Annotated in this window: 19 protein-coding genes; 5 read left to right on the top strand and 14 right to left on the bottom strand. The window is 53.5% G+C overall.

Going from position 1 to position 24422, the window contains the following annotated elements; genetic code table 11:
* Nucleotides 1-25 precede the first annotated feature (25 nt).
* A complete protein-coding gene (locus M495_RS08020; RefSeq protein ID WP_006320799.1) occupies nt 26-247 on the bottom strand; it encodes a cold-shock protein in 222 nt (73 codons plus the stop codon).
* 221 nt (nt 248-468) lie between these two features.
* Complete coding sequence (gene cspE / locus M495_RS08015) at nt 469-678, bottom strand: transcription antiterminator/RNA stability regulator CspE (protein ID WP_020826136.1); 210 nt, start codon at nt 676-678, stop codon at nt 469-471.
* 527 nt (nt 679-1205) lie between these two features.
* On the opposite strand from cspE, the gene hglS reads away from it, so the two are divergent.
* Nucleotides 1206-2612 (top strand): 2-oxoadipate dioxygenase/decarboxylase HglS, encoded by a 1407-nt coding sequence (gene hglS, locus M495_RS08010; protein WP_020826135.1) that lies wholly within the window; start codon nt 1206-1208, stop codon nt 2610-2612.
* Between the two features lies 1 nt (nt 2613).
* On the opposite strand, the gene lpxK is transcribed toward hglS, so the two are convergent.
* From lpxK to ansB, 9 genes are all read right to left on the bottom strand, one after another.
* On the bottom strand, nt 2614-3594 hold the full coding sequence (gene lpxK, locus M495_RS08005; protein ID WP_020826134.1) for a tetraacyldisaccharide 4'-kinase: 981 nt from the start codon (nt 3592-3594) through the stop codon (nt 2614-2616).
* Nucleotides 3594-5342 carry a lipid A ABC transporter ATP-binding protein/permease MsbA gene (gene msbA / locus M495_RS08000; RefSeq protein ID WP_020826133.1) on the bottom strand — a complete coding sequence of 583 codons (1749 nt, stop codon included), beginning with the start codon at nt 5340-5342 and terminating at the stop codon, nt 3594-3596. The genes lpxK and msbA overlap by 1 nt, the downstream gene beginning before the upstream one ends.
* Before the next feature lie 35 nt (nt 5343-5377).
* Nucleotides 5378-7678, bottom strand: coding sequence for a ComEC family protein (locus tag M495_RS07995; RefSeq protein WP_041414386.1), 2301 nt, complete (start codon nt 7676-7678; stop codon nt 5378-5380).
* Nucleotides 7679-7928: 250 nt separating this feature from the next.
* Nucleotides 7929-8213, bottom strand: coding sequence for an integration host factor subunit beta (gene ihfB, locus M495_RS07990; RefSeq protein ID WP_004942652.1), 285 nt, complete (start codon nt 8211-8213; stop codon nt 7929-7931).
* Nucleotides 8214-8276: 63 nt separating this feature from the next.
* Nucleotides 8277-9950: a 30S ribosomal protein S1 gene (gene rpsA, locus M495_RS07985; protein WP_020826130.1), complete on the bottom strand. Its 1674-nt coding sequence runs from the start codon at nt 9948-9950 to the stop codon at nt 8277-8279.
* 181 nt (nt 9951-10131) lie between these two features.
* Complete coding sequence (cmk, locus tag M495_RS07980; RefSeq protein ID WP_020826129.1) at nt 10132-10821, bottom strand: (d)CMP kinase; 690 nt, start codon at nt 10819-10821, stop codon at nt 10132-10134.
* A gap of 277 nt (nt 10822-11098) precedes the next feature.
* Nucleotides 11099-12385 carry a 3-phosphoshikimate 1-carboxyvinyltransferase gene (aroA, locus tag M495_RS07975; RefSeq protein WP_020826128.1) on the bottom strand — a complete coding sequence of 429 codons (1287 nt, stop codon included), beginning with the start codon at nt 12383-12385 and terminating at the stop codon, nt 11099-11101.
* Between the two features lie 114 nt (nt 12386-12499).
* Entirely contained in the window at nt 12500-13585 is a 1086-nt protein-coding gene (serC, locus tag M495_RS07970; protein ID WP_020826127.1) for a 3-phosphoserine/phosphohydroxythreonine transaminase, read from the bottom strand.
* A 281-nt stretch (nt 13586-13866) separates the two neighbouring features.
* Nucleotides 13867-14913, bottom strand: a complete 1047-nt coding sequence (ansB, locus tag M495_RS07965; RefSeq protein ID WP_020826125.1) for an L-asparaginase 2 — start codon at nt 14911-14913, stop codon at nt 13867-13869.
* A gap of 148 nt (nt 14914-15061) precedes the next feature.
* On the opposite strand from ansB, the gene ycaO reads away from it, so the two are divergent.
* From ycaO to pflA, 4 genes are all read left to right on the top strand, one after another.
* On the top strand, nt 15062-16825 hold the full coding sequence (ycaO, locus tag M495_RS07960) for a 30S ribosomal protein S12 methylthiotransferase accessory factor YcaO (RefSeq protein WP_020826124.1): 1764 nt from the start codon (nt 15062-15064) through the stop codon (nt 16823-16825).
* Nucleotides 16826-17276: 451 nt separating this feature from the next.
* Nucleotides 17277-18137, top strand: coding sequence for a formate transporter FocA (gene focA / locus M495_RS07955; RefSeq protein WP_020826123.1), 861 nt, complete (start codon nt 17277-17279; stop codon nt 18135-18137).
* A 54-nt stretch (nt 18138-18191) separates the two neighbouring features.
* Nucleotides 18192-20474, top strand: coding sequence for a formate C-acetyltransferase (gene pflB / locus M495_RS07950; protein WP_020826122.1), 2283 nt, complete (start codon nt 18192-18194; stop codon nt 20472-20474).
* A 304-nt stretch (nt 20475-20778) separates the two neighbouring features.
* Nucleotides 20779-21519: a pyruvate formate lyase 1-activating protein gene (gene pflA, locus M495_RS07945; protein WP_020826121.1), complete on the top strand. Its 741-nt coding sequence runs from the start codon at nt 20779-20781 to the stop codon at nt 21517-21519.
* Between the two features lie 53 nt (nt 21520-21572).
* Here pflA and M495_RS07940 read toward each other — a convergent pair whose 3' ends face one another.
* The 3 genes from M495_RS07940 to M495_RS07930 all read right to left on the bottom strand — a co-directional run bounded on the left by M495_RS07940 (nt 21573) and on the right by M495_RS07930 (nt 24422).
* Nucleotides 21573-22718 (bottom strand): MFS transporter, encoded by a 1146-nt coding sequence (locus tag M495_RS07940; protein WP_041414385.1) that lies wholly within the window; start codon nt 22716-22718, stop codon nt 21573-21575.
* 173 nt (nt 22719-22891) lie between these two features.
* Complete coding sequence (gene dmsD, locus M495_RS07935) at nt 22892-23509, bottom strand: Tat proofreading chaperone DmsD (RefSeq protein WP_020826119.1); 618 nt, start codon at nt 23507-23509, stop codon at nt 22892-22894.
* Between the two features lie 52 nt (nt 23510-23561).
* Nucleotides 23562-24422 carry a dimethyl sulfoxide reductase anchor subunit family protein gene (locus tag M495_RS07930; RefSeq protein ID WP_020826118.1) on the bottom strand — a complete coding sequence of 287 codons (861 nt, stop codon included), beginning with the start codon at nt 24420-24422 and terminating at the stop codon, nt 23562-23564.

The raw sequence follows: 24422 nt of genomic DNA, 5'->3' as shown, positions 1-24422 counted from the left end.
CCGGCACTGGCGAGGAAGGGGTGGGTCAGAACGCGATAACGTCTGCCGCTGACAGCCCATGAGAGCTGCGATAGATCGAGAACTCGACGTTCTGACCTTCGTTCAATGATTTATTTTTAGTATTGGCAATAGAACGACGGCTTACATAGATTTCGTCGCTACCGTCTACCGGTGAAATAAAGCCATAGCCTGCGGCCTGATCAAACCATTTCACACGGCCCATTTGTAACACAGTATTTTTAAACATAACTTATATCCTTTTACTTGAGCATCCTTAACAACGTCATTTTTATTATTGTTGGACGCTACCAGCCCATCCTAAAGTTTTTCGTAACAAACCTCTCGTGAGCAAAAAATAAAAAACCCGCACTACGGCGGGCTTGTTGAACTTAATATCTTCCGCAATGAATCAGCAATAACGCATCATCATGGTTGTATTAAGATCGTTTTACGCTATTCCCTGTTTTATTACAGAGCAACAACGTTGGCGGCAGCCGGCCCGCGCGGGCTGTCCTGGATGGTATACTCAACACGCTGGCCTTCAGCCAGAGTTTTGAAACCGTCGGTCGCGATTGCAGAGAAATGTACGAATACATCTTTTCCACCGTCGTTCTGTTCAATAAAACCAAAACCTTTGCTTTCGTTGAACCACTTCACCTGACCAGTCTTCTTAGACATTACACATTTACCTTTTAAATATATATACAAAACCTGCCATAAGGCAATTTAGGCCGTTTTTAGAAACATTACTTATGGGAGGTACTTAGAAGGTTCGTCTTTGAAGCGGAATCAGATGATAACGTTTTTGGAGGAACTGCTTAACTCTATACTCGAACATAAATAGGTCTGTATCACAGGCCGACTTGCATTTACTCATAAATCTATTCTTTGCACAAGAGGTTTATTGCCTTATTTTTATCATTACTTCGAATTTGTTTTTATGTCTATGATTGTACATGAGTTAATTTATCTTTTTTTATGTAAAAATCTTGGCGTTATTGCCTTCTGGACGGCCAATGTTACCGCCCTGTGCTGTTCAAATGAGAGCTAACGCATAAAAATCTAATATGCTTGCCCAAGCTATAACAAAACCCAATCGACATGGCTAAACTTGAGGTGAAAACAAGGCAGATGGCCTTTCAGCCAGCACTTATGCCGTCAAAAATATAATTTTTCAGATTATACTGAATCAAGGAGCTATGCGCATGACCGCCCAGCAGTTCGTCTCACCGAATGAAATCCGCGCCAGATTCTCCCACGCCATGTCAGAGATGTACCAAAAAGAGGTACCTCTGTACGGCGATTTGCTCGAACTGGTGGCGGAAACTAACAGACAGGTCCTGCGCGAAGATGCCGCATTGGCTCATCAATTACAAATTACTGGCGAAATCGAACGACTGGCCATGGAGCGTCACGGCGCTATCCGGGTGGGAACTGAGCAAGAACTGGCGACCCTGCGGCGGCTGTTTAACGTTATGGGCATGTCCCCGGTCGGTTATTACGATCTGGCCGTGGCAGGCGTTCCGGTCCACTCCACCGCATTTCGTGCGGTGCATGAAGACGCGCTGCAAATCAGCCCCTTTCGCGTGTTCACTTCGCTCTTGCGACTAGAGCTGATTGATAATCCGGAACTACGTCAACTGGCGCAACAACTGTTGGCGCGTCGTAGAATATTTACCGAGCGCGCACTAGAGCTGATCGCCTTACAAGAAGCCCAGGGAGGGTTGGACGAGAACCAGGCCGACGAATTTGTCGAGCAAGCGCTGGAAACCTTCCGTTGGCACAGCCGGGCGACGGTCAGCGCAGCCGAATATCAGCAGTTGCACGACCAACACCGTTTGATTGCTGACGTGGTCGCGTTCAAAGGCCCGCACATTAACCACCTGACGCCGCGCACCCTTAATATCGACCTGGTTCAACAGGCAATGCCTGGCCGGGGCATCACTCCCAAAGCGGTGATTGAAGGGCCACCGCCGCGTCGCCGCCCTATCCTGCTGCGCCAAACCAGCTTTAAAGCGCTGGAGGAAAACGTCGATTTCGTTGAGCATGACGGCAGCGCCGTTCACGGGCACCATACTGCCCGCTTCGGTGAAATAGAACAGCGCGGCGTTGCGTTGACGACGAAAGGCCGCGCACTCTACGATCGTCTGCTGCAGGCTACCAACGATGCACTGCAGGCACCGCCCAACGAGAAAAACGCAGATCGCTACAATCAACTGCTGGCGCAAAATTTTCAGGCGTTTCCGGATGATTATGCCACCCTGCGCGAGCAGCAGTTGGCCTGGTTCCGCTATTTCCCGACCGAATGCGGGCTGGCAGCCAAAGACTCATTGGATCAGCACAGCACGCTGGAACAGTTGATTGCCAAGGAATATATCCGCTTCCAGCCATTGGTGTATGAAGATTTCTTGCCGGTCAGTGCCGCGGGTATTTTCCAGTCGAATCTCGGCGATACCAGCCATGCGCAATACAACGCAACGTCAAGCAAAGCGGCGTTTGAACTGGCTTTGGGAGCCGAGGTGATCGATGAGCTATCGCTGTATCAGCAAACACAGCAGCGCTCGATAGACGCCTGCGCGCAAGCCTTGGGGCTGCACGCGCTAGCGGTTTGAATTATTGCTTCAGCAGGGCTTCGATGTTTTGCAGCAGTTGCTCAGCCTGATCGGGGGGAAGTACCGCATCAACCGGTAAATACCACCAGTTAGGCTGGGCAAAGGCCCGGCATTTGACCGCATCTTTTTCAGTCATCAGCAGCGTTTGTCCAGGGGTTACCAGCGCCGCCAGCGGGTCATGTTGGTATTCCTGATGATCGGCAAACGCCACTTCTCTTTCAACATCCACACCCAGCTTTTCCAGCGTGGCGAAGAAGCGCGGCGGATGGCCAATGCCGGCCATCGCCACCACATGCGGCAATTCAACCGCAGGCCGGCGTTCGCCAGTGGCAACATTCACCGCTTCGCGCGCCTGCAATCGCATGGCAATTTCACCCGGTTGCGCCACGCCACCGTTGGTAATCAATGCATCAACGCTGTTCAAACGCGAAACGCGTTCGCGCATTGGGCCCGCAGGCAACCACCAACCGTTCCCGAAGCGGCGTACACCATCGATCACGACCAATTCAAAATCGCGCTGTAAGGCGTAATGCTGCAAACCGTCATCGGTAATCACGACATCAAGTCGGTGCTGCTTAAGCAGCGCCTGAACCGCTTCCGCACGGTTCGGCGAGATGGCAACCGGTGCGGCGGTACGTTGATATATCAGGACCGGCTCATCCCCTGCCTGCCGGGTAGTAGTACTTGCATTGAGTAACAGCGGATACGCCTCTGCTTTACCGCCATAACCGCGCGAAACGACACCCACCCGGTAGCCACGCTGCTGCAACTGCTCAACCAGCCAGATCACCACCGGGGTTTTGCCATTGCCGCCGGCGGTGAGATTTCCCACCACCACTACCGGTACCGGCGCACGCCAGCTTTTACGCAGGCCGCAACGGTAGCTGAGCCGAATCAGTCCGCTGACCAGGCCATACAGCCAGGACAGCGGTAACAACAGCAAATAAACCAGCGAACTGCCTGACCAGATGCGTTCGATCATTATTGACCAAACTGCATACGATGCAGCTGGGCATAGGCGCCCTGCTTTTCGATCAATACGGCATGCTCGCCACGCTCGACGATACGGCCATCCTCTACCACCAGGATTTCATCGGCTTTCTCAATCGTCGACAGACGGTGCGCAATCACCAGCGAAGTGCGGTTTTTCTGCAATTCATCCAGTGCGGCCTGAATAGCACGCTCTGATTCGGTGTCCAGTGCCGAGGTGGCTTCATCGAGGATCAGAATCGGGCAATCACGCAGCAAGGCACGGGCGATAGCGATACGCTGGCGCTGACCGCCGGAAAGCATTACGCCATTCTCGCCAATTACCGTATCCAGACCATTGTCCATTTTCTCAATGAAATCCATGGCGTAAGCCATGCGCGCGGCCTTCTCTATCTCTTCGCGGCTGTAGCGTTCCTCACGCGCGTAAGCGATGTTGTTGGCGATGGTGTCATTGAATAAATGCACATTTTGCGAAACCAGAGCTACCTGATCGCGCAACGACGCAAGCGTGTATTCGCGCAGATCGTGACCATCCATCAGGATCTCGCCTTCCTGAACGTCATAGAACCGGGTCAGCAAATTGGCGATGGTCGACTTGCCCGATCCTGAACGGCCCACCAACGCCACCGTTTTACCTTCTGAAATGCTCAGATTGATATCACGCAGCGCTGGGGTTTCTTTGCCTGGATAGTAGAAAGTAACATTGCGGAATTCGATGTCGCCTTTCGCACGCGTTACTTCGCGGGTACCGGTATCTTTTTCCTGCTCCATGTCCAGAATCGAGAACAGGGTCTGGCACGCGGCCATCCCACGCTGGAACTGCGCGTTGACGTTAGTCAGTGACTTCAGCGGACGCATCAGAGCGATCATCGAAGAGAACACCACGGTGATGGTACCGGCAGTCAGGGTTTCCATCACGCTTGGGAAGCTGGCCGCGTACAGAACAAAGGCCAGAGCCAGTGAAGCGATAAGCTGAATGATAGGGTCAGAGATTGAGGAAGCGGAAACTAACTTCATACCCTGTTGACGCATGCGGTTGCTGACCGAATTGAAGCGATCGGTTTCAACCTGCTGGCCGCCAAAAATCAGAACTTCCTTGTGGCCCTTCAGCATCTGCTCGGCGCTGGTCGTCACCTGCCCCATGGTGTTCTGCATGTTTTTACTGATATTACGGAAGCGCTTGGAAACGATGCGGATCGCAATAGAGACAATCGGGGCCAGGACGATCAGGATCACCGAAAGCTGCCAGCTGTAATAGAACATCATGGTGAACAGCGCGATGATCGACGCCCCTTCACGCACCACTGTCACCAGTGCACTGGACGAGGATGAAGCGACCTGCTCGGAATCATAAGTGATGCGAGACAGTAATGTACCGGTAGATTGCTGGTCGAAGAAGGACACCGGCATTCTCATCATGTGGCCAAACAGACGACGACGCATGTGCATCACCACCATGCCGGAAACCCATGAAATGCAATAGCTGGAAACAAAGCCCGTCGCCCCGCGCACCACCATGAGGCCAATAACGGCCAATGGCATCCACAGCAGGATACTGCTTTCCGTTTTCCCAAAACCGTCATCCAATAAAGGTTTAAGCAAAGACAGCATAAAGGCGTCGCTGGCTGCGTTCATTACCAACGCAATGGCGGCCACGATCAGCCCGGTCTTAAAAGGTGTGATCATCGGCCAGAGGCGACGGAAAGTCTGCCAGGTGGAGAGATCTTTATCATTCATCATGCAAATACCAGCATCGGAAGAAATAGCGGCCCATTTTACTCATTATCACCCTCTACGCCAAACCGCTGATGGTACCAACGGGGCATTATTTGCTCACGAAAGCCTTTAATTTGCCAATCGTTGTCGAAAAAAAGTACGGATAACTGACCGGAGCGCGATGTATCGCGCCATATGATGCCATTTTCCCGATATCTGGCGACGACTTTAACCGCAGGTAATCGCCATTTATTGTAACGCGATGCGGAAGCTATTGCCGCCTCCGGCGCTACAGCACGTAAAAATGGCGGAGTGGATGACGTTTTACTGCCATGGTGAGGAACTTGCAATATTGTCGCTCGCAACATATTTCGCTGATATCGTACCAGCTGAGTCTCTGACCTTTTTTCCGCATCACCGGTCAGCAGCAGGCTGTATTTGCCATCATCGATACGGATAACGCAAGAATCGTCATTTCCCGCGGTCTTTACTGCTTTCGGTGGCCACAGCACCTGGAATTGAAGCGATTGCCATTGCCAACTTTCCCCCGCGACGCAGGGTAAGTGGCCAGCGCCAAGCCGCGGACTTCTCACCGTCGCCAGCGGGAATGCCTGCTGCAATTCCTCAAGACCACCGATATGGTCCAAATGATCGTGGCTAATGACGATTTGATCCACCGGCAGCCCACGCCATTTAAGAAAGGGGACGATATTGCGCGTGGCCGCACTGCCCGTCTCCCAACGGGGTCCAGTATCGTACAATATCGCCCGGCCATTCTTTTCAACCACCATGGCCAAGCCATGACCAATATCGAGCATATCTACGCGCCAGCGATATGACGGGGCTTTCTCCCGCCACAGCAGGCAGCACACTGCCAGCGTTACCAGCACCGAGACATAGCGCAGCCACCAATGAAAGCGCCAGAAAATCACCATCAACCAGCCCATAATGCTGACTACCAGCGATGCTGCGCCAAGGTCAAGCCACCCGTTCTGCAGGTAGTGTAATGGGGTGAAAACCCACGCCAGCGTGAGGTCTGCTGCCCACCACAATCCGGTACTCAACGGAGGGAAAATCCCCAGTACCACGGCGAGAAGGATCAGCGGAACCGTCACCAGGGAAACCAAGGGTACGGCCCAAAGATTGGCCGGTATTGAGGTCATACTGAGGCCAAGAAATAAGCCTGCTTGCATCGGCACCAGCAACAAAGTGATACCACACTGAATATGCAGCCAACGCAGCGGTGCCCAATACCATCCCACGCGAAAACGGGGACTGAGGGGGACCCATTCAAACCAAAATATCAGGCACAACACCGCCGTCCCCGAGAGCCAAAAGCTGTCGGACAACACTGCCAGCGGATCGCAAATCAGTATCAAGCCGATACACCACAACCAAACTTGCCAAGAGGAACAATGAATGCCCCGTATGCGTAGCAGCATCCAGAGGGTCAACGCCAGGCCGGTTCTTACCGCCGGTGGGTGTGCGCCAGCCAACCAGATATAACCCAATGCACCGAGCCAACTGATCACCAGAGGGAAACGGTAGCCGATTCGGTGGGCAGGTAACCAAAACTGGATTACCCGCAGCAAAGACCAAATCAAAATGGCCACCATCGCCACATGTAACCCTGAAATGGCCATCAGGTGAGCAATACCAGTTTTTAACATCAGCGAACGCAGTGAAGGCTCTAGTGCCCCGCGTTCACCAAATGCCAAAGCCAGTAAAACGGCCTGATAACGAACCGTACCAATATTGTTTTCGGCATGGCGGATAATACGTTGTCGCCAGCTACAGGCGGGATCCAAAAGTGTGGCGCTCTTTACCTGTGCCGTTAATGGTTGACGCTGCGAGATAGCCCAACGTTGGCTGTCGAAGCCCCCTTCATTTAAATTGCCGTGTACAGGCCGCAGGCGCAGTTGCATCTGCCAGCGCTGTCCGGCGCACAAAGGTTGCTCTTTGGGTTGCCACAGTGTGGAAAAGGCAATGGATGGCACCAACCACCTGCCATTAATCTGTTCTATATGCATTACCGTCTGCTTGCGTGCCGTAGCCGCAAGCGCAATGCTGCTAACTTCGACCACGGCATGTACTACAGGCCCCTGGCTCAGGCGGTTGATTTGGTCGACCAGGTTTCCGGCAGTGAATATCGCCCACAGAAAACCCAAAGCCCCCCATGCCATAAATCGGTAAAGGGAGCCCCTGCGCCACAGGTAACAACAGATGGGCAGAGTGACGCATAGCATTATTCGTGCGTCAGGCAGATGCGGCATGAAAAGCAGGGGCAGAGTGCCGCAGATAATCGCGATAATCGCCAAATCCAGCGAGGTCTTGATAGGGTTTCTCCCGGTTTGGGGCAGCTATTCAAGCCGCCAACATCACGGGATTGTTCACATCAAGACCAGGTTCCACCAGCCATAATCTAACGACGTGCGCGAGGCGCCGCACAATAACGATGACCGTTACCTTCAGGGGCAACATGTTGCGACGTGGTAAGCAGAAAAGTGCAGAATCAACCGGTCAATCTCAGCGTTCAGGTCAAAAAAAACGGCGCCCTGGGGGCGCCGTTTTATATTTCAGTACAAGCAACAACTCTATGGAAGTCAGTGACTAGCCATAGATATTGGCGCGGTCACGCAGCTCTTTGCCTGGCTTGAAGTGAGGGACGTACTTGCCATCCAACTCAACTTTATCACCAGTTTTCGGGTTGCGACCCACACGCGGAGCACGGTAGTGAAGAGAAAAACTGCCGAATCCGCGGATCTCAATGCGTTCACCATCGGCTAACGTAGCAGCCATATGTTCTAGCATCTCTTTCACTGCATCCTCAACGGCTTTCGCCGGTACATGAGATTGCTGGCCAGCAAGTCTTTCAATAAGTTCAGACTTGGTCATAGTTCCTCCAAGCTTTGCAGCTAAACTACCGTATCGGGGCGATTAAAAAACCGCCCCCCGTCATTACTCGCCTTTAGCCGCTTTGAAAGCTTCAGCCATAGCGTTAGAGAAGTTGCTCTCTTCCTGTTTGTTGTTAACAGTAGCGATTGCGTCTTTCTCGTCAGCTTCGTCCTTAGCACGTACGGACAGGCTTACTACGCGGTTCTTACGGTCAACGCCGGTGAATTTAGCTTCAACGTCGTCACCCACATTCAGAACCAGAGTTGCATCTTCAATGCGGTCGCGAGAGGCTTCAGATGCACGCAGGTAACCTTCTACGCCGCCTGCTAATTCAACTGTAGCACCTTTGGCGTCAACTGCAGTGACTTTACCAGTAACAATAGTACCTTTCTTGTTCATAGACAGGTAGTTATTGAACGGGTCTTCAGCCAGTTGCTTCACGCCCAGGGAGATACGCTCGCGCTCTGCGTCAACTTGCAGAACAACCGCTGCGATTTCGTCGCCTTTCTTGTATTCACGAACTGCTTCTTCGCCTGCAACGTTCCAGGAGATGTCAGACAGGTGAACCAGGCCGTCGATGCCGCCGTCCAGGCCGATGAAGATACCGAAGTCAGTGATAGACTTGATTTTACCTTCAACGCGGTCGCCCTTGTTGTGGGTTTCTGCAAACTGCTGCCATGGGTTGTTTTTGCACTGCTTCAGACCCAGGGAGATACGACGACGCTCTTCATCGATGTCCAGAACCATAACTTCCACTACATCGCCCACGTTAACAACTTTGGACGGATGGATGTTTTTGTTGGTCCAATCCATTTCAGAAACGTGTACCAGGCCTTCAACGCCTTCTTCGATTTCTACGAAGCAGCCGTAATCAGTCAGGTTGGTTACACGACCAGTCAGCTTGGTGCCTTCTGGGTAACGTTTCGCGATAGCGACCCATGGATCTTCGCCCAGTTGCTTCAGGCCCAGGGAAACACGAGTACGCTCGCGGTCGAACTTCAGCACTTTAACAGTGATTTCGTCGCCAACGTTGACGATTTCGCTCGGATGCTTAACGCGTTTCCAAGCCATATCAGTGATGTGCAGCAGGCCGTCTACGCCGCCCAGATCAACGAATGCACCGTAGTCAGTGAGGTTCTTAACGATACCTTTAACTTCCATGCCTTCCTGCAGGTTTTCCAGCAGTTGATCACGTTCTGCGCTGTTCTCTGATTCGATAACCGCACGGCGAGAAACTACAACGTTGTTGCGTTTCTGGTCCAGCTTGATGACTTTGAACTCAAGCTCTTTGCCTTCCAGGTGCAGAGTGTCACGTACTGGACGCACGTCAACCAGGGAACCTGGCAGGAACGCACGAATACCGTTCAGCTCTACAGTGAAGCCACCCTTAACTTTGCCGTTGATAACACCGACGACAGTTTCAGCTTCTTCGTAAGCTTTTTCCAGCGTGATCCAAGCTTCGTGACGCTTAGCTTTCTCACGGGACAGCAGAGTTTCACCGAAGCCATCTTCAACAGCGTCCAGCGCAACATCAACTTCGTCGCCTACCTGGATTTCCAGCTCGCCCTGTGCGTTTTTGAATTGCTCAGCCGGGATGGCAGACTCAGATTTCAGACCGGCGTCAACCAGTACTACGTCTTTGTCGATAGCAACTACAACGCCACGAACGATGGAACCCGGACGGGTTTCGATTGTTTTCAGGGATTCTTCAAAGAGTTGAGCGAAAGATTCAGTCATGTTTAATCTTCAGGGTTCTATAGTTTAACGTCCATTTAGCATCCCGCCGAATGGGGTTGTTTCACATACCCCGCCATTGGCTCCATGCCGACAGGGTTTAGGTTACAGGGGTAAAATTTTACCCGATATAGTTCGATACTGCCATGACAAATATGACAAAAAGCCAATAACGCCGCCGCGCTTACTGCTGCGGCAACGCTAAAACTTCATGTGCATATGTCAGCGCACGCTGGATGACTTCGTCGATCGACATGCTGGTTGAATCCAGCACGAGGGCGTCGGAGGCCGGCACCAGTGGCGCAATAGGCCGATTACGGTCACGGTCGTCCCGTTCCTTTATCTCGGCTAAAAGACGTTCAAAGTTAACATTAAAGCCCTTTTCCTGCAACTGTAGCATGCGGCGGTGCGCACGCTCTTCAGAACTGGCATCCAGGAAAATTTTTACCGGCGCATCGGGGAATACCACGGTGCCCATGTCGCGTCCATCGGCAATCAGGCCCGGGGCCTCGCGGAATGCACGCTGGCGCCGCAACAAGGCTTCACGCACGCGCGGAAAAGCCGCTGCCTGCGAAGCGGTATTGCCGACGGTTTCAGTGCGGATCTCATTGCTGACATCCTCACCTTCCAAAATCACCTGCAGTTTGCCACCTTCGGCAACAAAGCGAACATCGAGATGTGCGGCCAGGGGAACCAGCGCCTCCTCAGAAGTGATATCAACCTGATGATGCAGTGCCGCCAGTGCCAGTACGCGATAGATCGCACCGGAATCCAGCAAACGCCAACCAAGGGATTCGGCCAGCGCCTTACACAAAGTACCTTTGCCTGCGCCACTTGGTCCATCAACGGTTATCACCGGAGCTGTAGCCGTCATTTCTCTCTCCTTCAGGTAGAAAACCTCACAGGGACATAACCTGCCGTCAGCACAATGCGAAAGCATAATTAAAAGCGTCCCTGCCGCCTGCCCAGTCGGGGCAGTCACGGTGGCGCATTATACGCTGCCAAACGACTAACTGTTACCCTGGAACTGTCTGGTTGTTGAAAATAAGCGTACGTCCGCGCAAAAGTATAGTGGACGCCCGTAGCCTGCGGGCGTTAAAAACGATAAAGGCCCAATTAAGGGCCTTAAAAAAAAGCATCTGACTGTGGAATTATGCCAATTGACTGATGCGCGCCAGCTGTTCGAAGTAATCCGGGAAGGTTTTCGCGGTACATTTCGGATCGAGAATGGTCACTGGGGTGTCCGATAACGCCACCAGCGAGAAGCACATCGCCATACGGTGATCATTATAGGTGCCGATATCGGCAAATTTCAGCTTGGCCGGTGGCACCACGTGAATGTAGTCTTCCCCTTCATCCACCTCAGCCCCCACTTTACGCAGCTCCGTCGCCATCGCCGCCAGGCGATCGGTCTCTTTAACTCGCCAGTTGTAGATATTGCGGATGGTGGTCGGGCCTTCGGCAAACAGGGCTGCGGTTGCGATGGTCATTGCCGCATCAGGAATATGGTTCATGTCCATGTCGATACCGCGCAGTTCACCACGGCTGCATTCAATATAGTCATCGCCCCAGGTAATACGTGCGCCCATTTTTTCCAGCACGTCGGCAAACTTGGTGTCGCCCTGAACGCTTTTTTTACCAATGCCGGTAACGCGGACAGTACCGCCTTTAATCGCCGCCGCCGCCAGGAAATAAGACGCGGAAGAGGCATCCCCTTCCACCAGATAATCACCCGGTGAGCGATAGGTTTGGCTACCGCTAATGTGGAACACGCGATAGTTGTCGTGGCTGACTTCAACGCCGAAGGTGCGCATCAGATGCAGGGTGATATCAATGTACGGCTTGGAAACCAGCTCGCCCTTGATATGGATATGGGTGTCCTGTTTGGCCAGCGGTGCCGTCATCAGCAATGCGGTCAGAAACTGACTGGATACGCTGCCGTCCACCGTCACATCGCCGCCCTGGAAGCCACCGCGCAGGCGCAATGGCGGGTAATCGGTCTGCTCCAGATAATCAATCTGCGCGCCACCCTGACGCAGGGCATCCACCAGATGACCGATTGGGCGCTCTTTCATCCGTGGTTCGCCGGTCAACACCACATCATTGCTGCCCAGGCACAGCGCAGCCGCCAAAGGGCGCATCGCGGTGCCGGCATTGCCGAGGAACAGCTCAAGCGGTTGATTAGCCACCAGCGGGCCGGCAACACCTTCGACTGTACAGGTGGTACGATCGTCTGACAGTTGGTAACTCACCCCTAATGCCTGTAGCGCATTCAGCATATGGCGCACGTCATCGCTGTCCAGCAGATTGGTCAGCGTCGTCGTCCCCTCCGCCAGCGCAGCCAGCAGCAGAGCACGGTTGGACACGCTCTTGGAGCCAGGTAAGTTGACGGTGCCATTGACCAAGGCAACCGGTTGTAACGTCAGGGAATCCACCATGTGAATAAAAATCTCCAAAATCTGATAAACGAAACGGCCCCGGGGATAATGCCGGAGCCGCTTTAACGCAAAAGGACAACAGCGAAGGCTACCTGCTCACGGCAGGCGCCGGACTTAACCGTGACGACGTTCGAAGTCGACCATAAAGTCGGTTAAGGTCTTCACCCCGGCCAACGGCATTGCATTGTAAATAGAAGCACGCATGCCGCCAACCACCCGGTGACCTTTTAACGCCTGCAGGCCAATGGCTTCTGCTTCGCTGAGGAAGACTTTATCCAGCGCAGAATCCGCCAGTTGGAACGGCACGTTCATCCAGGAGCGGTTGGCATGCGCCACCCGGCTACGGTAGAAGTCAGAGCTGTCGATGGTCGCGTACAGCAATTCGGCCTTGGCCTGATTGCGTTTGTGCATCTCTACCAGGCCGCCCTGCTCTTTCAGCCATTTGAACACCAGGCCGGACAGGTACCAGGCAAAGGTCGGCGGCGTGTTGAACATGGAATCGTTTTCGGCCAGCACGGTGTAATCGAGGATGGACGGGACTTCGCGACGGGCTTTGCCCAGCAGATCTTCACGCACGATCACCAAGGTCAGGCCGGCCGGCCCAATGTTTTTCTGCGCACCGGCGTAAATTACGCCGAAACGGCTGACGTCCAGCGGACCCGACAGAATGGTGGAGGAGTAATCGCCAATCACCACTTTATCGCCAAAGTCAGGTAACTCATCGATAGCTACGCCGTCGATGGTTTCATTCGGGCAATAGTGCACATAGGCAGCGTCATCGCTTAACTGCCACTCTTTCATCGGTTTGATGCCGAGCAGGCCGTCGACGTTGGTTTTCACGTCAATGGTGTTTGGCGAGCAGTATTTTTGCGCTTCGGTGATGGCGCTGTGCGCCCAGTAACCGCCGTCGATATAGTCCGCGGTGGTTTTGTCACCCAGCAGGTTCAACGGCAACGCAGCAAACTGTGCACGAGCGCCACCGTGGCAGAACAGCACTTTATAATTGGAGGGGATCTTCAGCAGATCGCGCAGATCCTGCTCGGACTGCTGGGCAACTTCGATAAACTCTTTACTGCGATGGCTAATTTCCATCACCGAGGTACCGAGGCCGTGCCAGTTGCACAGCTCCTGTTCTGCACGACGCAACACTTCAACCGGCAGCATTGCCGGGCCAGAGCTAAAATTATAAACCTGAGTCATTTCCCCTCACCACATTCACTATTCGCCAATGATACTGGCCTACCGAAATACGCCCGAAGTAACCCATCGGTTTTATCACTCACGCCCCCGCCTGCAATGGTTATTCACCCGATGCCGGGAAAGCCTTGGACGTGACGATAACAGGCTCTGCCAAATCACCGGTATTTTCTGCAATAAAACGCTGTGAAGGTGGCCAATTCAGTGGGTTAACGCGGTTTTTTATGCTGTATTCAGCCAACATAGCTAGGGGGCTCCAGGGCCCCCGAATGAGGAAAATGCACTCAGTATTGATTGAACATCTGCTGGATCTGTTTGGCGTCCTTGGTCTGCGTCAACGCCAGTTGAAGCAGGATCCGCGCCTTCTGTGGGTTCAGCGTGCCGGAGGCGACAAAGCCGAACTTCGCGTCATCCACTTCAGCGTCTTCGGTGGTGGAGCCAGTGGGCACTCTGGAAGAACGCACCACGGCGACACCGTTATGTGCGGCCGTCGCCAGCGTATCGAACACCGTTTTATACAGGTTGCCGTTACCGACCCCGGCACTGACGATGCCTTGATACCCTTCGGCGATCAAAGCCTTCGCAGGGGCATCGGAAGCATTGGCGTAATTGTAGATAATGCCCACCTTCGGCAACGCTGTCAGGTTAGACACGTCAAACGGGGTCTCGGTGGTGTGCTTGCGCTGCGGCGCACGCTGGTAATCAACCTTGCCGTTGTGGATGTAACCAAGCGGGCCGAAGTTAGGCGACTGGAAAGTCTGCACCGACGTAGTATTGGTTTTTGTCACATCGCGTGCATCCAACACGCTGTCGTTCATCGCCACCAACACCCCGCGTTTCGCCGATTGCGGATCTGCCGCCGTCACCACTGCGTTATACAGATTGAACGGACCGTCAGCGCTCATCGCCGTTGCCGGGCGCATTGCCCCGACGATCACCACCGGTTTGTCACATTTGACCGTGAGATCCAGAAAATAGGCGGTCTCTTCCAGCGTATCTGTGCCGTGGGTAACGACAAAGCCATCCGTTTTGGCGCAGTCGGCGTTGATTTTCTTCGCCAGCTTCAGCCACACCTCATCGTTCATGTCCTGCGACCCGATGTTCACCACCTGCTCGCCCTGCACGTTGGCGAGGTTTTTTAGCTCAGGCACGGCACTCACTAAAGCGTCAACGCCCAGTTTCCCCGCCGTATAGTTGGATTTCGTCGCCGATTCGCCACCGCCAGCAATGGTGCCGCCGGTCGCCAACAAAGTAATGGTAGGCAAAGCCAACGCCGAACCGCTCGCCCCCGCCAACAGTAGCGCCACGGCGCTGAGTTTCACTGATTTCATTGAGTTTCTCCATGATAGATAACCCGCTGAATTATGGCCCTTATCCCTAAAAAAACTGTGACTTTGCCACCGCTTTAGGAATACATGGAGCTGGAGCGTAAAACCCCGTATCATTGCGCGTTTTTAGTACGCTCAAAAAGTGAAGACAATGACGCAAACTTTTATCCCTGGCAAAGACGCCGCGCTGGAAGACTCTATCGCCCGTTTCCAACAGAAATTAAGCGACCTGGGTTTTAATATCGAAGAGGCCTCCTGGCTGAATCCGGTACCTCATGTATGGTCGGTTCATATCCGCGATCGCGATTGCCCGCTGTGCTTCACCAACGGCAAAGGCGCCAGCAAAAAAGCTGCCCTGGCCTCCGCTTTGGGCGAATACTTCGAACGCCTTTCCACCAACTACTTCTTTGCCGACTTCTATCTGGGGAAACAGATTGCCGAAGGTGACTTCGTGCATTACCCGAACGAGAAGTGGTTCCCGATCCCAGCCGATGACTCGTTGCCGGCCGGTATTCTCGATGAGCGTCTGCATGCTTTCTACAATCCGGATCAGGAAGTCAACGCAAGCGATCTGATCGATCTGCAGTCCGGTAATGGCGATCGCGGCATTTGCGCCCTGCCGTTCTCTCGCCAGTCTGACCAGCAGACCGTTTACATTCCGATGAACATCATCGGTAACCTGTACGTGTCCAACGGCATGTCCGCTGGTAATACCGCCAACGAAGCGCGCGTACAAGGCCTGTCCGAAGTGTTTGAGCGTTATGTGAAAAATCGCATCATCGCCGAATCCATCAGCCTGCCAGAGATCCCGGCCGAGGTGCTGAACCGCTATCCTGGCGTGGTAGAAGCCATTGCCAAGCTTGAAGAAGAAGGCTTCCCGATCCTGTCTTACGACGCGTCGCTGGGCGGTAATTACCCGGTGATCTGCGTGGTGCTGTTTAACCCGGCTAACGGCACCTGTTTTGCCTCGTTCGGTGCCCATCCTGATTTTGGCGTGGCGCTTGAGCGTACCGTCACTGAGCTGCTGCAGGGCCGTAGCCTGAAAGATCTGGACGTGTTCACCGCACCGACCTTCGACGACGAAGAAGTGGCGGAGCACACTAACCTGGAAACCCACTTTATCGACTCCAGCGGTTTGATCTCCTGGGATATGTTCAAGCAGGACGCGGATTACCCGTTTGTCGACTGGAGCTTCAGCGGCAACACGCAGGAAGAATTCGCGACGCTGATGAGCATCTTCGACAAAGAAGGCGCTGAAGTGTATATCGCCGACTATGAACATTTGGATGTCTACGCCTGCCGCATCATCGTACCGGGCATGTCCGACATCTACCCGGCGGAAGACCTGCTGCTGGCCAACAACAGCATGGGGGCGCACCTGCGCGATACGCTGCTGGCACTGCCGGGCAGCGAGTGGGAACCGCAAGAGTATCTGGCGCTGTTAGAGCGCCTGGACGACGAAGGCCTGGACGACTTCACCCGCGTGCGCGAGCTGCTGGGAATTGCTTCCGGCAAAGACAACGCCTGGTCTACCCTGCGTATCGGCGAGTTGAAGTCAATGCTGGCCCTGGCCGGCGGCGATCTGGATCAGGCGCTGATCTGGGCCGAATGGACGCAGGACTTCAACTCTTCCGTGTTGAGCCCGGCGCGCAGCAACTACTACCGTTGTTTGCAAACCCTGTTGCTGCTGACGCAGGAGCCTGAACGCGATCCGGCGCAATACTATTCCGCCTTCGTGAAAATGTACGGCCAGGAAACGGTGGATGCCGCCTCTGCGGCCATCAGCGGTGAAGAACGCTTTAACGGCCTGTTCGCTGTCGATAGCGATCTGAAAGCCTTACCGGCACATCAGGCGCTGCTAGCGGCCTATGAAAAACTGCAGACCGCCAAACGTCGCCATTGGGCGCAGGCATAATCTCAGTATCTGTGCGCCGGCGGCCTTCTGCCGGCGCAACACCAAGATAGAAAAATAACAAAGAATTATTTGACGGTTAAATAGACGTTTTTTTGTTTTATTTTTTCGCCTAATTACGCACTTAACGGTAAACAAGATAAATAAAACAGCAGTTGTTACGGACCGGTAAAATAATAATTAACCGATAATTAAACCTTGCCGCTCTGAAAGTGACAAAATGCGCTAAAATTTAACCTATTCAAGGTTGGCGCGGTCGCAAATTCAAAATTATTTGCAAACATTAAAAAAATGTTTTTATTTAAAAATCAATAAATTAACCAAATAAACCTTGCGATTTATCTGGTTTTTGGCCGTTTTAGTTTCCCGCCTTATGATCCAAATCAATTTTTACCCTATACTGCTTTGCTAGTATCTCATTGCGTTGTTTTAACCCTTAAAAGCGAGAGTTAGTGTGAAAGCTGACAACCCCTTCGATCTGATATTACCTGCAGCAACGGCGAAAATCGCTGAAGATGCAGGTGTGTATAAAGCCACCAAGCACCCGCTGAAAACGTTTTATTTGGCGATCACTGCCGGCGTCTTTATTTCAATCGCATTCGTATTTTATATCACTGCGACTACCGGCACTGCCGGTGTGCCTTTCGGCCTGGCAAAACTGGTCGGCGGCATCTGCTTCTCTCTGGGGTTAATGCTGGTCGTGGTTTCAGGCGCCGACCTGTTCACTTCCACCGTGCTGATTGTCATCGCCAAAGCCAGCGGCCGCATCAGCTGGTACCAGTTGGCTGCCAACTGGCTAAATGTCTATATCGGCAACCTGATCGGCGCCCTGTTCTTCGTCGCGCTCATCTGGTTCTCCGGCGAACACATGGTGGCCAACGGCCAATGGGGACTGAACGTCCTGCAAACCGCTGACCACAAGCTGCATCACACCTTTGTTGAGGCCGTCTGCCTCGGCATCCTGGCTAACCTGATGGTTTGCCTGGCCGTGTGGATGAGTTACTCAGGCCGCAGCCTGATGGACAAAATGTTCGCCATGATCCTGCCGGTCGGCATGTTCGTCGCCAGCGGTTTCGAACACAGCATCGCCAACATGTTTATGATCCCTATGGGTATCGTGGTTAAAAACTTCGCCACGCCGGAATTCTGGCAAGCCATAGGGGCAGCACCCGAGCAGTTTGCTCATCTGACCGTAAGCAACTTTATCATCGACAATCTGATCCCAGTCACCATTGGCAACATCATTGGCGGCGGTTTACTGGTTGGGTTGACTTACTGGGTAATTTATCTGCGCGGTGGTGAACAACAGCACTAAGCTGTTAGTTATCGCGCGCCGAGTTAGAACTCCACAATTAAAGGTAGGTGTATAATGACCGAACTTAACGAGAAGTTAGCCAAAGCTTGGGAAGGTTTCAGCAAAGGTGACTGGCAGAACGAAGTCAACGTTCGTGACTTCATCCAGAAAAACTACACTCCTTACGAGGGTGATGAATCCTTCCTGGCTGGCGCAACTCAGGCCACCTCCACCCTGTGGGAAAAGGTTATGGAAGGGATCAAACTGGAAAACCGCACCCATGCGCCAGTTGATTTCGACACCAACGTTGCCGCGACCATCACTTCCCATGACGCTGGCTACATCGCTAAAGAGCTGGAAACCATCGTAGGTCTGCAGACTGACGCCCCTCTGAAACGCGCGCTGATCCCATTCGGCGGCATCAAAATGGTCGAAGGTTCTTGTAAGGTTTATGGCCGCGAACTGGATCCACAGCTGAAAAAAGTGTTCACCGAATACCGCAAAACCCACAACCAGGGCGTATTCGATGTTTACACCAAAGACATCCTGAACTGCCGTAAATCCGGCGTGCTGACCGGTCTGCCAGATGCATACGGCCGTGGTCGTATCATCGGTGACTACCGCCGCGTAGCGCTGTACGGCATCGATTTCCTGATGGCCGACAAACTGAACCAGTTCAAGTCACTGCAGACCAAGCTGGAAAACGGCGAAGATCTGGAAATGACCATCCAACTGCGTGAAGAAATTGCTGAACAGCATCGCGCTCTGGGTCAGATCAAAGAAATGGCTGCCAAATACGGCTGCGATATCTCCGGTCCTGCTACCACCGCACAAGAAGCTGTACAGTGGACTTACTTCGGCTACCTGGCCGCGGTGAAATCTCAGAACGGCGCAGCAATGTCCTTCGGCCGCGTGTCTACCTTCCTTGACGTGTTCATTCAACGCGACATCGATGCAGGCAAACTGACTGAAGAACAAGCGCAGGAACTGATTGACCACCTGGTAATGAAACTGCGTATGGTGCGCTTCCTGCGTACACCTGAGTATGATGAGCTGTTCTCCGGTGACCCAATCTGGGCGACCGAGTCCCTGGCAGGTATGGGCGTTGACGGCCGTACTCTGGTAACCAAAAACAGCTTCCGCTTCCTGAACACCCTGTACACCATGGGGCCGTCTCCGGAACCGAACATGACCATCCTGTGGTCTGAAAAACTGCCTCTGAACTTCAAAAAATACGCGGCGAAAGTGTCTATCGACACCTCTTCCGTACAGTATGAAAATGACGACCTGATGCGCCCAGACTTCAACAACGATGACTATGCCATCGCCTGTTGCGTCAGCCCGATGATTGTCGGTAAACAAATGCAGTTCTTCGGTGCCCGTGCCAACCTGGCGAAAACCATGTTGTACGCTATCAACGGCGGCGTTGATGAAAAACTGAAAATGCAGGTAGGCCCGAAAGAAGCGCCAATGATGGACACCGTGCTGGACTATGACAAAGTCATGGAACGCATGGACCACTTTATGGATTGGCTGGCCAAACAGTACGTGACCGCGCTGAACATCATTCACTACATGCACGACAAGTACAGCTATGAAGCTGCGCTGATGGCACTGCACGACCGTGACGTTTATCGCACCATGGCCTGCGGCATCGCCGGTCTGTCGGTTGCGGCTGACTCCCTGTCCGCCATCAAGTACGCTAAAGTCTCCACCATCCGTGACGAAGACGGTCTGGCTATCGACTTCAAAATCGAAGGTGAATATCCGCAGTTCGGTAACAACGATGCTCGCGTTGATGACATCGCCTGTGACCTGGTAGAACGTTTCATGAAGAAAATTCAGAAACTGCGTACCTACCGTAATGCGGTACCGACTCAGTCCGTACTGACCATCACTTCTAACGTGGTCTACGGCAAGAAAACCGGTAACACTCCAGACGGTCGCCGCGCTGGCGCGCCATTCGGTCCAGGTGCTAACCCAATGCACGGTCGCGACCAGAAAGGTGCTGTAGCCTCCCTGACCTCCGTAGCCAAACTGCCGTTTGCTTACGCGAAAGACGGGATCTCCTACACCTTCTCCATCGTGCCAAACGCGCTGGGTAAAGACGACGACGTGCGTAAAGCCAACCTGGCGGGTCTGATGGACGGTTACTTCCACCACGAAGCGTCTATCGAAGGTGGTCAACACCTGAACGTTAACGTGATGAACCGTGAAATGCTGCTGGACGCGATGGAAAACCCTGAGAAATACCCTCAGCTGACCATCCGCGTATCTGGTTATGCTGTTCGCTTCAACTCGCTGACCAAAGAACAACAGCAAGACGTCATTACTCGTACTTTCACTCAGTCGATGTAATTGCCCCATCCGGGCGGGGTTTCCCGCCCGGTAGTCAAGCTGAAATTCGGGGCCGGATCTTTCCGGCCTTTTTAGCAAATGCACTACCCTGACTCACTCAGAGTCTGTTTTGCCAGATAGCTATACTGAATGGAATTGGTGGATATCCGGCAAAACAGTTATCCGGCGTAATAACCGGCCAACAGGCATCGTTTCACCCCAGTCGTCGGGCCTTGCCCGGTTGCTGCATCGCTGATCCCTGGCTGGCGGTTATGAGCCTACTTTTAGACTGCGTTTGACAGTCAATATTGGAGAAAACCCCGCAATGTCAGTGAAAGGTCGCATCCACTCCTTCGAATCCTGTGGCACCGTAGACGGTCCGGGGATCCGTTTTATCGTCTTCTTCCAGGGCTGCCTGATGCGCTGCCTGTATTGCCATAACCGTGACACCTGGGATACCCACGGCGGGAAAGAAGTGACCGTTGAAGAATTGATGAAAGATGCCGTCTCTTATCGTCACTTTATGAATGCCTCCGGCGGTGGCGTAACGGCCTCCGGTGGTGAAGCCATACTGCAGGCAGAATTCGTCCGCGATTGGTTCCGCGCCTGCCATGAAGAAGGGATCAATACCTGTCTGGACACCAACGGCTTTGTACGCCGCTACGATCCGGTGATCGATGAGCTGCTGGATGCCACCGATTTGGTGATGCTGGATCTCAAACAGATGAACGACGACATTCATCAGAATCTGGTCGGCGTTTCCAACCACCGCACGCTGGATTTCGCCCGCTATCTGGCGAAACGTAATCAACGCACCTGGATCCGTTATGTGGTAGTGCCGGGCTGGTCCGATGATGACAAGTCAACGCATATGCTGGGTGAGTTCACTAAAGACATGACCAACATCGAGAAAATCGAACTGCTGCCCTATCACGAACTGGGTAAGCACAAATGGGTGGCGATGGGTGAAGAGTACAAGCTGGACGGCGTCCATCCGCCGAAAGCGGAAACCATGGATCGCGTGAAAAGCATTCTGGAAAGCTACGGCCACAAAGTCATTTACTGAGCCCGTTAGCTACAACAAAAAAACCCGGCACACGATGGCCGGGTTTTTTATGCTCAGGCGGCAGCCAACGGAGTGTGGTGACGATCCGGCTTTCTCAGCAGCATCATCAGATAGACCAGGGCAACGGCGGCAATCATCACAAACAACAGGCGGTCGGAATAATTTTGCATCAGCAGCGCCGTCATCGACGGGCCAAGCAGACTGCCAATGGTATAGCTCATCAACAATGCCTGGTTCATCGCCACCAGCTCATGCGGCAACGCCTTTTCACAAGCCCAGGACATCGCCACCGGATATAAGGTGAACCCGGCACAACCGAGAATAAACAACGCCGGTGCCATCGCATAGTTACCAAGCATGGCGATGCTGGCAAGGATCACCACAAACACCTGAATGCGCAGCACCAGCAAACGACCATAGCGGTCTGCCAGACGCCCGACCGGCCATTGCCCGACAATGCCTGAGCTGACCAGCAATGCCATCCAGTAACCCACGTTGGCGTCACTCATGCCCTGATGGGACAGGTACAGCGGCATCAGGCCGTATAGCGAGCCGAGTACAATGCCGGAAATGATACAGCCATTAATCCCCAACCGCGCGCTACGGCGCTTCAACATTGGCCAAACCGCAGCCTGTTGGGGTTCGTCGTGCCGACTGTTAACCCGGGCAAACAGCATCGGCAGCGTGGCACTGAGCACAATGGCCGTGACCCATGGCACCACATTCAACAGTTCGGTCGATACCATACTTAACAGCAGTTGGCCGACAACCGTACCCAGGTAATAAACCATCATATAAGCCGCCAGCAATTGCCCACGGTTAGACAGATTACCGCTCCGCAGCAAGGCGCTTTCGACGATCACCCAGATCCAGGCGCAGCCGATGCCGGCAAAGAAACGCCAGCCCATCCAACTCCAAAAATCGAGCGACAATGCCATACCGGCAGTCGCCACGGCGAATACCACACAGGCAAGATGATAGCTGCGGGTAAAACCAATGCGCTGGATGAGTTTGCCCGCAATCAGCGTGCCGACCAGATTGCCGGTAAAGTAAGAGGAACTTACCATTCCTACCTGCCAGGTTGACAACTGAGCATGAGTCAACCAAAGAGGGACTAGCGTATTCAATACGGCGATAGAGACCGTGAGCAGCAACAAGCCACAGAGCAGCAGGAGCACTGGGCGGGAGTATGCGGACATAGTGAGATTGAAACCGAACGCGCAATGAGAGTGCGCGCATCATGCCACTGGCGATAAAAAAGTCAATCAGCTCTTATATGTATACCGCACAATTTGTATTACGCGGTCTATTTAACGGCGGAGTGGCCGCCGGCGCCTGCGATGTTAGGCACCTGACGGCCATTCATTTTTTATCAGAAATACAGTTCTAAAGATTCAACTTCAGCCGTGCATTCCGCACCCCAGGCACCCAGGGTGATTTGCGCTAATTGGGCCAGTCCCTGATAGAAAGGATGCTGCGCATTGGCTTCCAGCAGTTCCAGATAGCGTGGTGCCCATGGCAACAAATGTTTCGTCAGCAGTTGCTCGACCAACCCGCCCTGACGTTCTTCGGCCAGCCACGCCACCATCATCAGCAAAGTGCCAATATGATCTTCCGGCTCATTGCGATCGTGCTGAGCTTCTATGCCGTTGGCCCGTAACCACTTGCGCAACCGCAGGGTCGAATGACCAAACAGCACGTTCTCTTTGTCCAGATACACCGAACCCCATAATGGCGCCGGTAAGGTATCAGGCCCCACAAACAGACGTTGGTAAGCTTCCGCCAGGGATTCATCCTGTTGATCTTCAATACCGGTCGCAATCAGCGCAGCCGCCTTCTGTAACCGATCAGCATCGCCGTACGGCCACTCTTTGACCCACTCAGATTCAGACAGGGTTGCCAAGAGCTGTTGGCCGTCTTCACTTTCTGGCGGCGCGTACAGCAACACACCCAGTACCCGCCCCGTTAAAGCGATATTTTCAAGCGTCATAAATCAAGGATCCTTTTAAGGGCGCAGTTTATCACTGCGCCTCACTACAATATTAACCGGCCACCGCCATGCCGACGGTCATATGCAGGCCGTAGAACACGCCCCGCCCAACCAGCTCACCGGCGATAACCAGAATCAAACCTAAAGCCATTCCCATCACGCTAGCGTTACCACGGCGCAGTAGCGGGCAGATCCAGCAGCCCAACCCCAGCACCACCAGCACCAAACGCCCAACCATTAATTGGCCGTACTGTGGGATCAGCGCTGATGCCTGCTGTACCGAACTGCTGATGCTGGCCAGTTCGTAGCCTTGCATCATAACGCTCCCCAGACTGACCAGCAGCGCCACCACGCTCAGGGTAGCCAGTGAATGCCGGGTTGTAACGTCCAGCCCCGCAAAACGCAGCAACAAAACGCCCAGCATCGGCCCCCCGATCGGTACCGTCAGGAAAAAGCTCAGCGTAGTGTAACCGTTATGCCAGGTTGGCACCGTATCGATTTGATATACCCGCGTCATCATGTAAACAAAGACCAGGCCCAGTGCCATGGTCACCCACAACCACACCCGACCCAATAACGGCGGTATTTTGCCCAATACCGCCAACAGCCAATAACAACCGCCGACGGCGAAGAACAAGGCGCCAGCGGCTATTTCGTTACTCAATGCCGAAGCGCCAATGCGGTTCAACGAGTTAAACGCCCGCCACGGCGAACCGAGGTGCAGCGTGGAAGCAATGAAAGCGATGCCCATCAACAACCACAGGAAGAACATCGCGCGATGAACTGCCCTGCGCTGCTGCTCGTTCAGGTTACCGCCAATTATGGCGAGCCCCATGACGATAACCCCCCCTACCACACATTGTCCCAATACGGTAAACAACATCAGCGGCCATTCTTGCCATCCCATGCCCAT

The sequence above is a fragment of the Serratia liquefaciens ATCC 27592 genome (genome assembly GCF_000422085.1).
Classification (GTDB): Bacteria; Pseudomonadota; Gammaproteobacteria; order Enterobacterales; family Enterobacteriaceae; genus Serratia; species Serratia liquefaciens.
Note: the sequence above shows the minus strand (reverse complement) of the source record. Positions and strands in the feature narration are given on the sequence as shown.

Coding starts and splice junctions, on each gene's coding strand:
- cmk (WP_020826129.1), bottom strand. CDS start 10,821: ATGACGGCTACAGCTCCGGTGATAACCGTTGATGGACCAAGTGGCGCA.
- M495_RS08020 (WP_006320799.1), bottom strand. CDS start 247: ATGTTTAAAAATACTGTGTTACAAATGGGCCGTGTGAAATGGTTTGAT.
- pflA (WP_020826121.1), top strand. CDS start 20,779: ATGTCAGTGAAAGGTCGCATCCACTCCTTCGAATCCTGTGGCACCGTA.
- serC (WP_020826127.1), bottom strand. CDS start 13,585: ATGACTCAGGTTTATAATTTTAGCTCTGGCCCGGCAATGCTGCCGGTT.
- rpsA (WP_020826130.1), bottom strand. CDS start 9,950: ATGACTGAATCTTTCGCTCAACTCTTTGAAGAATCCCTGAAAACAATC.
- ycaO (WP_020826124.1), top strand. CDS start 15,062: ATGACGCAAACTTTTATCCCTGGCAAAGACGCCGCGCTGGAAGACTCT.
- pflB (WP_020826122.1), top strand. CDS start 18,192: ATGACCGAACTTAACGAGAAGTTAGCCAAAGCTTGGGAAGGTTTCAGC.
- dmsD (WP_020826119.1), bottom strand. CDS start 23,509: ATGACGCTTGAAAATATCGCTTTAACGGGGCGGGTACTGGGTGTGTTG.
- M495_RS07940 (WP_041414385.1), bottom strand. CDS start 22,718: ATGTCCGCATACTCCCGCCCAGTGCTCCTGCTGCTCTGTGGCTTGTTG.
- ihfB (WP_004942652.1), bottom strand. CDS start 8,213: ATGACCAAGTCTGAACTTATTGAAAGACTTGCTGGCCAGCAATCTCAT.
- cspE (WP_020826136.1), bottom strand. CDS start 678: ATGTCTAAGAAGACTGGTCAGGTGAAGTGGTTCAACGAAAGCAAAGGT.
- M495_RS07930 (WP_020826118.1), bottom strand. CDS start 24,422: ATGGGCATGGGATGGCAAGAATGGCCGCTGATGTTGTTTACCGTATTG.
- msbA (WP_020826133.1), bottom strand. CDS start 5,342: ATGATGAATGATAAAGATCTCTCCACCTGGCAGACTTTCCGTCGCCTC.
- aroA (WP_020826128.1), bottom strand. CDS start 12,385: ATGGTGGATTCCCTGACGTTACAACCGGTTGCCTTGGTCAATGGCACC.
- hglS (WP_020826135.1), top strand. CDS start 1,206: ATGACCGCCCAGCAGTTCGTCTCACCGAATGAAATCCGCGCCAGATTC.
- lpxK (WP_020826134.1), bottom strand. CDS start 3,594: ATGATCGAACGCATCTGGTCAGGCAGTTCGCTGGTTTATTTGCTGTTG.
- ansB (WP_020826125.1), bottom strand. CDS start 14,913: ATGAAATCAGTGAAACTCAGCGCCGTGGCGCTACTGTTGGCGGGGGCG.